The following is a 10,946-nucleotide window of genomic DNA, read 5'->3' on the forward strand; positions in this document are numbered from 1 at the left end:
CCGGCATCGGGACCCCCTCTTCTGCTGTTCAGGCGGCGGCGAGCGGCCGGGACGACGGGCGTACCGGGGCCGGCAGGGCGCCTTCGGCTCCCAGGTAGGCGTGGATCGCGGCGGCGGCGGAGCGCCCTTCCGCGATGGCCCACACGATCAGCGACGCTCCCTTGTGTACGTCACCGGCGGCGAAGACGCCGGGCGTACTGGTCTGCCAGGCGGCGTCGACCGCGACGGTTCCCCGCGCCGGCAGCTCCAGCTGCTCCAACGCGGCGTACGCGTCGGTGCCCTCGAAGCCGATCGCAAGCAGCACCAGGTCGGCCGGGATCTCCCGTTCGCTGCCCGGTACGACCGTCACGACACCGCGCCCGTTGATCCGCTGCACGGTCACGTCGGTGAGCACGATGGCGCGGACGTTGCCCTGGCCGTCGTCGACGAACCGCTGGACCGCCACGGAGAAGACGCGCTCGCCGCCTTCCTCGTGGGCCGGGTAGTTCCGCAGGATCCAGGGCCAGGTCGGCCACGGGTCCCGCTCGTCCTCGCGGGAGTTCGGCGGCAGCGGGTACCGGTCGAGCTGCGTCACCGAGGCGGCGTTCTGCCGGTGCGCGACGCCGAGGCAGTCCGCGCCGGTGTCGCCGCCGCCGATGATGATCACGTGCCTGCCCTCGGCGGTGATCTCCGGCGGGGTTCCGCCTTCGACGAACCGGTTGCTCTGCACCAGGTGATCCATCGCGAGGTGTACGCCGCGCAGCGCCCGACCCGGTGTCTCCGGGGTGTCCCGCCCGGCCAGCGCGCCCGTCGCCAGCAGGACCGCGTCGTGCTGAGCGCGCAGGTCGGCGGCCGAGACGTCGACGCCGACGTTCACACCGGTACGGAACTCGACGCCTTCCTCGGCCAGCTGCGCGACCCGGCGGTCGATGTGGTGCTTCTCCAGCTTGAAGTCCGGGATGCCGAACCGCAGCAGGCCGCCGACCTTCTCGTCCCGCTCGTAGACGGTCACCTGGTGCCCGGCGCGGGCGAGCTGCTGAGCGGCGGCCAGCCCGGCCGGGCCGGAGCCGACCACCGCGACCGACTTGCCCGACGACACCGGCGCCGGCTGCGCGACGACCGTGCCGTCGGCGAACGCCTGGTCGATGATGGACACCTCGACCTGCTTGATCGCGACGGGGGCATCCCCGATCCCGAGTACGCACGCCGCCTCGCACGGAGCGGGGCACAGCCGCCCGGTGAACTCCGGGAAGTTGTTGGTGGCGTGCAGGGACTCGATCGCCGACGCCCACGATCCCGTCCGGACCAGGTCGTTCCAGTCGGGGATCCGGTTGCCGAGCGGGCAGCCGTCGTGGCAGAACGGGATGCCGCAGTCCATGCATCGGGTGGCCTGCTCGCGGACCAGGTCCTCGCCGGCCGGCGGGTAGACCTCCCGCCAGTCCATGATCCGGACCGGGACGGGGCGGCGGGCCGGCAGCCGCCGGCCGTAGCGCAGGAAGCCGTTGGGATCAGGCACGGGAGACCTCCATGACAGCCGCATCCACGTCGCGACCGGCAGCCTCGGCGGCCCGCATGATTTCCAGTACCTTCTTGTAGTCCCGGGGGATCACCGCGGTGAACCGGGTGATCGCGGTGTCCCAGTCGCCCAGCAGCTTCTCGGCCACCGTCGACCCGGTCTCCGCGTAGTGCTTCGCGACGACGTCCCGCAGCGCGGCGGCCGCCGTCCCGGTCACCGGGTCGAGGTCGACCAGATCCCGGTTGACCAGGTCGGTGTCCAGGTCGAGCAGGTACGCCTGCCCGCCACTCATGCCGGCGGCGAAGTTGCGCCCGGTCGGGCCGAGCACGACGACCGTGCCGCCGGTCATGTACTCGCAGCCGTGGTCGCCGACGCCCTCGACCACGGCGGTCGCGCCGGAGTTGCGTACGGCGAACCGCTGGCCGGCCTGCCCGCGCAGGAACACCTCACCCGCGGTCGCGCCGTAGAGCACGGTGTTGCCCGCGATGACGTTGGCCTCGGCGGCGAACGGGGCGGACGAGTGCGGCCGGACGATCAGGCGACCGCCGGACAGGCCCTTGCCGACGTAGTCGTTGGCGTCGCCGAGCAGCCGCAGGGTCACCCCGCGGGGCACGAACGCGCCGAACGACTGCCCGGCCGTGCCGACCAGCGTGAAGTCGATGGTGCCGTCGGGCAGGCCCTTGCCCCGGTACCGCCGGACCACCTCGCCGCCCAGCATGGCACCGACACTGCGGTGCTCATTGCGGACGGCGACGGTCGCCTCGACCGGCGCGCCGCTCTCCAACGCCGGCGCCGCGAGTTCCAGCAACGCGTTGTCCAGCGACTTCTCCAGCTGGTGGTCCTGGTCGCGGGTCTTGCGCAGGGCGGCCCCGACCGGAAGCGACGGCTGGTGCAGGACGGCGGTCAGGTCGAGACCGTGCCCCTTCCAGTGGTCCACCGCCGGGGTGAAGTTCAGCAGGTCCACCCGGCCGACGGCCTCGTCGACGCTGCGCAGGCCCAGCGCGGCCAGGTGCTCCCGGACCTCCTGGGCGAGGAACAGGAAGAAGTTCTCGACGAACTCCGGCTTGCCGGTGAACCGCTCCCGCAGCCGCGGGTTCTGCGTCGCGATGCCGACCGGGCAGGTGTCCAGGTGGCAGACGCGCATCATCACGCAGCCCGCGACGATCAGCGGCGCGGTCGCGAAGCCGAACTCCTCCGCCCCGAGCAGCGCGGCGACCACCACGTCCCGGCCGGTCTTCAACTGGCCGTCGACCTGCACCGTCACCCGGTCGCGCAGCCCGTTCAGGAGCAGCGTCTGCTGCGTCTCCGCGAGGCCCAGCTCCCACGGCGTACCAGCGTGTTTGAGGCTGTTGAGGGGTGACGCGCCGGTGCCGCCGTCGTGGCCCGAGATGAGGATGACGTCGGCCTTGAGCTTGGCGACGCCCGCGGCGACGGTGCCGACGCCGCTCTCGCTGACCAGCTTGACGTGGACGCGCGAGGCCGGGTTGACGCTCTTGAGGTCGAAGACGAGCTGCGCGAGGTCTTCGATCGAGTAGATGTCGTGGTGCGGCGGCGGCGAGATCAGCCCGACGCCCGCGGTGGCGTGCCGGGTCTTGGCGATCCACGGCCAGACCTTGTTGCCGGGCAGCTGGCCGCCCTCGCCGGGCTTGGCCCCCTGCGCCATCTTGATCTGCAGGTCGTCCGCGTTGACCAGGTACTCGGTGGTCACGCCGAACCGGCCGGAGGCGATCTGCTTGACCGACGAGCGCCGGGCCGGGTCGTAGAGCCGCTCGACGTCCTCGCCGCCCTCGCCCGTGTTGGACTTCGCGCCGAGGTTGTTCATCGCGATCGCGAGCGTCTCGTGCGCCTCGGCCGAGATCGAGCCGTAGCTCATCGCGCCGGTGGCGAACCGCTTCACGATCGCCTCGACCGGCTCGACCTCCTCGATCGGGATCGGCTGCCGCTCGGCGAAGGCGAACAGCCCACGCAACGAGCCGGCCTGGGCCGCGAGGCCGTCGACCTTCGCGGTGTACTCGCGGAAGACGTCCTCCTGCTTGGACCGCGTGGCGTGCTGCAGGAGGAAGACCGTCTCCGGGTTGAACAGATGCAGCTCACCCTCGCGCCGCCACTGATACTCGCCGCCCACTTCCAGTCGGCGGTGCGCCTGCTCCGCGACGTTCAACGGGTACGCGACCGAGTGGCGGGCGGCGACCTCGGCGTGGATCTCGGCGAGCCCGATGCCGCCGATCTTCGACGAGGTGCTGGTGAAATAGCGGTCGACCAGCCGGGAGTCGAGGCCGACCGCCTCGAAGACCTGGGCGCCGCAGTAGGACGAGACCGTCGAGATGCCCATCTTCGACATGATCTTCTGGACGCCCTTGCCGAGCGCCTTGACGTAGTTGCGGATCGCCTTCTCCGGCGTGACACCCGGCAGGGCTCCCTCGCGGATCAGGTCCTCGGCGCTCTCGAACGCCAGGTACGGGTTGACCGCCGCCGCGCCGTAGCCGATGAGCACCGCGGCGTGGTGCACCTCGCGGCAGTCGCCGGACTCGATGATCAGCGCGACCTGCGTACGCGTCTGCTCCCGGATCAGGTGCTGATGCACGGCCGCCGTGAGCAGCAGCGACGGGATGGGCGCGAGATCGGCGGTGGAGTCCCGGTCGGACAGCACGAGGATGCGTACGCCGTCCTCGATCGCCTCCGAGACGTGGCGGCAGATCTCGGTCAGCCGCGCCTTGAGCCCGGCCGCGCCGTCGCGCAGCGGGTAGAGGCCGGACACCCGGACGGCCTTGTAGCCCGGCATGTCCCCGTCCTCGTCGATGGACAGGATCTTGGCCAGCTCGTCGTTGTCGATGACCGGGAACGGCAGCACGATCTGGCGGCAGCTCGCCGGGCCCGGATCGAGCAGGTTGCCCTCCGGCCCGATGGTGCCGGCCAGGCTGGTCACCATCTCCTCGCGGATGGCGTCCAGCGGCGGGTTCGTCACCTGCGCGAACAGCTGGTGGAAGTAGTCGTAGAGCAGCCGCGGCCGGGTCGACAGCGGCGAGATCGGGGTGTCGGTGCCCATCGAGCCCAGCGGCTCGGCCCCGGCCCGCGCCATCGGCCCGATGAGGATCTTCAGCTCCTCCTCGGTGTAGCCGAAGGTCTGCTGGCGGCGCTGCACCGAGTCGTGCGTGTAGACGATGTGCGCCCGCTCGGGCAGCGACTCGAGGTGGATCAGGCCCCCGTGCAGCCACTCCGCGTACGGGGCGTCCGCGGCCAGCTCGCTCTTGATCTCCTCGTCGCCGATGATCCGGCCGGCCGCGGTGTCCACCAGGAACATCCGGCCCGGCTGCACCCGGCCCTTGGCGACCACGGTCGCCGGGTCGAGGTCGAGCATGCCGGACTCGCTGCCCAGCACCACCAGGCCGTCGCTGGTCAGCGACCAGCGGCCGGGGCGCAGGCCGTTGCGGTCCAGCACCGAGCCGACCACGGTGCCGTCGCAGAAGGCCACGTCGGCCGGGCCGTCCCACGGCTCCATCAGGCTCGCGTGGAACTGGTAGAACGCCTTGCGGGCGGCGCCCTCCGGGGTGCCCGCGAGGTTGGCGTCGTTCTCCCACGCCTCGGGGATCATCATCAGCACGGCGTGCGGCAGGCTGCGCCCGGTCAGGTGCAGCAGCTCCAGGACCTCGTCGAAGTTCGCCGAGTCCGAGCCGTCGGGCGTACAGATCGGGAACAGACGCTTGAGGTTCCCCGGGATCAGCTGGCTGGCCAGCAGCGACTCCCGGGCCTGCATCCAGTTCTTGTTGCCCCGGATGGTGTTGATCTCACCGTTGTGCGCGATGAACCGGTACGGGTGCGCCAACGGCCAGCTCGGGAAGGTGTTCGTCGAGAACCGCGAGTGCACCAGCGCGATGGCGCTGATCACCCGCTCGTCGGCGAGGTCCGGGAAGAACGTCGTGAGCTGCTCGGGCGTGAGCATGCCCTTGTAGACCACGGTCCGGCCGGACAGCGACGGGAAGTACAGCGGAACGCCGCGCTCGAACGACTCGCGCTCGGTCTGCTTGCGCACGCAGTACGCGACGCGCTCCAACTCCAGCCCGTCCAGCGGCCGGTGCGGCGCGGCCAGGCTGTGCGCCTTCAGGAACACCTGGCGGATCCGGGGCCGGGCCCGCTCGGCCGTCGCGCCCAGGCCACGGGGGCGTACCGGGACGTCGCGCCAGCCGATGATCTCCGCGCCCTCGACGAGGGCGTACTTCTCCAGCACCGTCAGCGCGCGTGCCTCGTCCGCGCCGTTGGTCGGCAGGAAGACGAGGCCGGTGACGTATTGCCCGGCGGGGGGCAGCTCGAACGCGGCGCCCTCGTCGGCGAGCACCGCCCGGTAGAACTCGTCCGGGATCTGGATCATGATCCCGGCGCCGTCCCCCGTCTCCGGCTCGGCGCCGCGGGCTCCTCGGTGATCCAGCCGGCACAGGGCGGCCAGGCCCTTGGCCACGACGTCGTGTGCGCGGCGGCCATGAAGGTCGGCAACGAAGGCGACGCCGCAGGCGTCCTTCTCGTTGGCCGGATCGTAAAGGCCCTGGGGGTACGGGTATGCCACACCGGCCTCCTGTCGTCGTCGCGAGATCTGGATGCGTGAAACGCCGGCTCGCTCATGTGGGTCATCGGGACGACATCGGCCCTGGGGGAAGAATCCCGTTACGGTCGCCGACCGGGATCACCGGTCAGCCATGCGGCAAGGTTGCCACCTGTGGCAAGTGTTGCTCGCCCCGTACGGGGAGTGAAAGTGAGTCTACGTTAACTCCCCCGTCATTCCGCCAGACACAGATAGATCACATGTCCACAAGCTGAGATGGCAGGTTATTCACGTCTTTTGCCAAACAAATGCCATATTCCGGATTAATGTGCGATTGACGGCAGCTCTGGTGCGTCATTGCCGTCCACTGTCCATCTGGAGGAAGGCAGGACGCGATGGGGAGCATCATCCGCGCCGGTGCACCGCTGAGCGGCGTAGCCGGGACGAGCACGAGCATTTCCGACACCCTGCAGCAATGGCTGGCGACCGTCGGCAACGCAGCGCTGAAGTGCATCGTGTTCTTGGTCATTCTGTTCGTCGGCTGGCTCATCGCTCGCGCGGTCGACTCCGCGGTGAGCCGGCTGCTGGCGAAGGTCGGCTTCGACCGGCTCGCCGAGCGGACCGGGTTGCGCCGCTGGACCGGCAAGTACGCGCCGAGCGCGCTGGTCGGCCGGATCGTCCGGTACATCCTGCTGCTGATCACGCTGCAGCTGGCCTTCGGCGTCTTCGGGCCGAACGCGATCAGCGACCTGATCGACTCGATCATCGCCTGGATCCCGCGCCTCATCGTGGCCTGCGTGATCCTGGTCGTGGCGATCGCCATCGCGGGCGCGGTCTACGACATCATCCGCAACGCTCTATCGCAGCTCTCCTACGGCAGGGGCCTGGGCCGGGCGGCCCAGATCGCGATCATCGTCCTCGGCGCCATCGCCGCGCTCAACCAGATCGGGGTCGCGACCACCGTCACGATGCCGGTGCTCATCACGATCCTGGCGACGATCGGCGGCATCCTGGTGGTCGGCGTCGGCGGCGGTCTCATCCAGCCGATGCGCGAACGCTGGGAGCGGATGCTCACCAAGGGCGAGGCCGAGATGACGAAGGTCTCGACCCACCTCAAGGGCGAACCGCCCACTCCGTAACCCAGAACGCGTGATCATTGCGCCAGCCATGCGGCTTCGCGCGGCGAATTGTCCGCTGAAGCAGCATGGCCGGCGCAATGATCTTGGCCAGCTGGGGTTCAGTTCGGCGGGAACCAGTTGGCGGCCTCGGCCCGGGCGCGATCCAGCACTCGCGTCGAGAGCACGCCGAACGCGGCGTCCCGGGCTCGCGTACCGAACCGGCCGCGCGGCGCGAGCACGGCGGCCACCCGCTTGGTCTGCCGGGCCACGGCCGCCGACCGCGGCACCCGGGCCTTCGAGTACGCCAGCACGGCAGCCCGCAGGCCGTCCCCCGGTTGCGTCTGGTTGGCCAGGGCCACCAGCGTCGCCACGTCCTCGAAGGCCAGGCAGGCACCCTGCGCCAGGTGGTGAGCCATGCCGTGGGCGGCGTCACCGATGAGCGCCACGCCACCGGTGGCGCTGGGTGTGCCGAACTCGGTCAGCGCCGGGTTGATCTCGCGTACGTCGTGCTGGACGAGGTCGTCGGGCTCGGTCGCGCCGAGCAGGTCGCCGACCGGCGCCGGCCACCGCTCGAACCAACGCCGCAACAGGGCCAGCTGGGTGGCCGGAGCCTCCGGCCGGGCCGCCCCGGCGACGGTGGCCTGCCAGTAGATGCCGCCCCGGGTGGACGCCCCGGCCGACCCTCGCTCGCCCAGGGACGCGGCGAAGAACCGGTAGTCGCCGCCGAGGATCTCCGCACCCAGGGCCACATCCGTGGCCAGGTGGGGCGCTCGATACCAGGGGATGACGGCCCGCCAGGCGGCGTACCCGCTGCTGATCACGCTGGACTCCGGCGAGACCGCACGCCGGACGGCGGACTGGGCCCCATCGGCGCCGACGAGCAGATCGGCCTCCCACGTGGCGCGACCGTCGGTGACGCTGGGCCGGTCTCTCGGCGTGACGCGGGCCTGCCGCACCGAGATCCCGGTACGCACGTCGACCGTGGCGGTGAGCCGCGCGATCAGCGCGTCGTGCAGGTCTTCGCTGTGCACCACGACCGGCGCGGACCGGGGTGAGAGCGCGGCCGCCGCCCCGGGCTGGACGAGCCAGCTGCCGTCGGCGCGCCGGATGCCGCTGGGCGGGACCGGGGTCGCGATGGAGTCGAGCCCGTCGGCGAGGCCGAGCGCCCGCAGCGCCCGTACGCCGTTGGGCCACAACAACACCGCGGCCGGATCAGCCCGCAGCCGATCGTTGCGTTCCAGGAGGGTGACGCGCCACCCGTTGCGAGCCAGCGCTCCGGCGGCGGCGAGCCCGCCAACGCCGGCTCCGACCACCACCGCCTGCCCCATGCGGACCTCAGCCCTTCTGCTCTTCTTCCTGCTTCACTGCTTCTTCCGGCTGTGCGGTCTGTTTCCCGGACTCCTTCGCAGGGTCCTCGGCGGGATCCCCGTCCACCGGCGGGTCCGTGGCGGGATCGGCGTCGGGGCGGGCACCGGAGGCGGTGAACGCGTCGTACTCGGCCTCGGTCACGACCTGGAAGCCCTTGCCGCCCTCGGCCGCCGGGATCACGAACTCCTGCGGGCCCTTGCGCAGCAGGAAGAAGATCAGCGCGCCGAGGAAGACGATGATCGAGGTCCAGACGTTGAGGCGGACGCCGTAGAAGTGGTTCGCCTCGTCGGTGCGGATCGTCTCGATGACGCCCCGGCCGGCCGTGTACGCCATCACGTACAGCGCGAACGCGCGGCCGCGGCCGAACTTGAACCGGCGGTCGGCGAGGTAGACGAAGACCGCGACCAGCAGGTTCCAGATCAGCTCGTAGAGGAACGTCGGCTGGTAGAGGCCCTCCAGCAGGACCGGCTTGCCGTCCGGGCCGACGAGGGCGTGTCCCTGGTTGTTCGGGTCCATCTTGTGGACTTCCAGACCCCACGGAGTGTCGGTGGGGCCGCCGTAAAGCTCGTTGTTGAACCAGTTGCCGAGCCGGCCGATCGCCTGCCCGACCGGCAGACCCACCGCCATGCTGTCGGCGACCAGGGCCAGCGGCAGGCCCATCTGCTTGCAGGCCAGCCAGGCACCGAGCGCGCCCAGCGCGATCGCACCCCAGATGCCGAGGCCGCCCTCCCAGATGTAGAGCGCCTTGATCGGCTCGCCGCCGTCGCCGAAGTACGCCTCCGGCGAGGTGATCACGTGGTAGATCCGGCCGCCGATGATGCCGAACGGGACGGCGTAGACCGCGATGTCCAGGATCGCCCAGCGCGGAGCGCCGCGACGCCGCATGCGGTAGTCGGAGATGACCGCGGTGGCGATGATGCCGACGATGATGCACAGCGCGTAGGCCCGGATCGGGATCGGCCCGACCTTCCACACGGCGACGGAAGGGCTCGGGATCGACGCCAGCACCTGACTCGACAGGCTCTGGGTCAGCTCAGCGGCGAGGTTCACGGGCACACGCTACCGTCCGTGCGCCGAAATACATAGCGGCTCAGAGTTGCTCGAAGCGGAACTCACGCAGGAAGCAGTCCCTGGGCTGGCCCACCGCGAAAAGCACGCAATCGGCCACGGACGCCGCGGTCAGCGGAGAACCCGCCGTACGCGGGCCGTCCTGCACGAAATCGGGTGGGAAAAGGGAAACAACCCGAATCCCCTCGGGCCGCAGCCGATGGGAGAGGATCTCGGCGTACCCGGCCTGGGCGTGCTTGGCGGCGTAGAACGCGGGATGGGCGGCCGACCGATGGTGGCCCGGTTCCCCGGCGGCGGACACGACGTTCACCACGTCCGGCCGGTCGGACCGCCGAAGCAGCGGCAGCAACTTCTCCGTGAGCAGGATCGTCCCGGTCGCCGCACCCTGCACCGTCTCGGCGATCCGCTCGTCGTCCGCCGGGCCCTCCAGGTACGCCGCCCCGTTGTTGATCAGCACGTCGACCTGATCGGTCCGCGCCGCCACCGCCTGGGCGAACTCGGCGACCGAGGCCGGCTGCGCCAGATCGCAGGCGTACGCCGACGCCGAGCCCACGGCCGCCCATTCGATCCCGCGGACGGTCTCCTTCGCCGCCGCCTCGTCCCGCGCCGACACGAACACGTGCGCGCCCCGCTGAGCGAACTCCCCCGCCAGCCGTCGTCCCAGTCCACGCCCACCGCCGGTGAGCACGACCCGCATCCCTTCGAACCCCATGGGCCGATCAGACCACGTCAAGTCAGGTTGAGGTCAAACTCGCGGCGTACGCCGTGACCGCGCCGAGGTCCCACAGCGCCTCCCGATCGGCCGGCCCGGGCGCACCCACGACGGCCACCGGTTCCCGCGTACGCGTCCAGGACATGCCGCCCGCGATGGTCTCCACCGCTCGCACCGCTCCGGAGGTGTCGTTGTTGCCGTGCACATAGAGCCCGTACGCCAGCCCGACTTTGTCGGTGAGGCACGGGTAGTAGACCGTGTCGAAGAAATGCTTGAGCGCCCCCGACATGTACCCGATGTTCGCCGGAGTGCCGAGCAGCACCGCGTCAGCGGCCAGCAGATCGGGGACGGTCGCGGCCAACGCCGGCCGGGTCACCACCTCGACGCCCTCGATCTCATCCGTACGCGCCCCGCCGAGCACGGCTTCGAGCATCTCCTGGAGGACGGGTGAGGTCGTGTGGTGCACGACGAGCAGACGGGCCACGCCCCCAGCCTGCCATCCCCCTGCCATGCTGCCCGCTGCGGCGCGCTGCCCCGGCGCGCGCTGCCCCGCCGCGCGCCGCCCCCGGGGCGTTGCCCCCAGGGCGCTGCCCCCGCCGCGGCGTTGATCATGGAGTTTCCAGTGATGACACACCGGCGACACCACAGTTA

Annotated in this window: 7 protein-coding genes; 1 reads left to right on the forward strand and 6 read right to left on the reverse strand. The window is 70.8% G+C overall.

Annotated features, from left to right (window positions below):
- Positions 1–28: 28 nt before the first annotated feature.
- Both AB0M47_RS19665 and gltB read right to left on the reverse strand, forming a co-directional pair.
- On the reverse strand, positions 29–1,495 hold the full coding sequence (locus AB0M47_RS19665; protein WP_363415401.1) for a glutamate synthase subunit beta: 1,467 nt from the start codon (positions 1,493–1,495) through the stop codon (positions 29–31).
- Positions 1,488–6,053 (reverse strand): glutamate synthase large subunit, encoded by a 4,566-nt coding sequence (gltB, locus tag AB0M47_RS19670; protein ID WP_363415404.1) that lies wholly within the window; start codon positions 6,051–6,053, stop codon positions 1,488–1,490. The genes AB0M47_RS19665 and gltB overlap by 8 nt, the downstream gene beginning before the upstream one ends.
- 371 nt (positions 6,054–6,424) lie before the next feature.
- Here gltB and AB0M47_RS19675 point away from each other — a divergent pair, with 371 nt between their 5' ends.
- Entirely contained in the window at positions 6,425–7,168 is a 744-nt protein-coding gene (locus tag AB0M47_RS19675) for a hypothetical protein (protein WP_363415407.1), read from the forward strand.
- Between the two features lie 98 nt (positions 7,169–7,266).
- On the opposite strand, the gene AB0M47_RS19680 is transcribed toward AB0M47_RS19675, so the two are convergent.
- Genes AB0M47_RS19680 through AB0M47_RS19695 form a run of 4 tightly spaced genes read right to left on the reverse strand, consistent with a single transcriptional unit; the run spans position 7,267 to position 10,779 of the window.
- Positions 7,267–8,475, reverse strand: a complete 1,209-nt coding sequence (locus tag AB0M47_RS19680; RefSeq protein WP_363415410.1) for an NAD(P)/FAD-dependent oxidoreductase — start codon at positions 8,473–8,475, stop codon at positions 7,267–7,269.
- A 7-nt stretch (positions 8,476–8,482) separates the two neighbouring features.
- The gene (lgt, locus tag AB0M47_RS19685; RefSeq protein WP_363415413.1) at positions 8,483–9,565 is read right to left on the reverse strand and encodes a prolipoprotein diacylglyceryl transferase; all 1,083 of its coding nucleotides are present in this window, start codon (positions 9,563–9,565) and stop codon (positions 8,483–8,485) included.
- Positions 9,566–9,605: 40 nt separating this feature from the next.
- Positions 9,606–10,295 (reverse strand): SDR family NAD(P)-dependent oxidoreductase, encoded by a 690-nt coding sequence (locus AB0M47_RS19690; RefSeq protein ID WP_363415416.1) that lies wholly within the window; start codon positions 10,293–10,295, stop codon positions 9,606–9,608.
- Positions 10,296–10,317: 22 nt separating this feature from the next.
- Positions 10,318–10,779, reverse strand: coding sequence for an NAD(P)H-dependent oxidoreductase (locus AB0M47_RS19695; protein ID WP_363415419.1), 462 nt, complete (start codon positions 10,777–10,779; stop codon positions 10,318–10,320).
- Between the last annotated feature and the right edge of the window lie 167 nt (positions 10,780–10,946).

Source organism: Hamadaea sp. NPDC051192 (assembly GCF_040682475.1).
In the GTDB taxonomy this organism is placed as follows: Bacteria; Actinomycetota; Actinomycetes; order Mycobacteriales; family Micromonosporaceae; genus Hamadaea; species Hamadaea flava.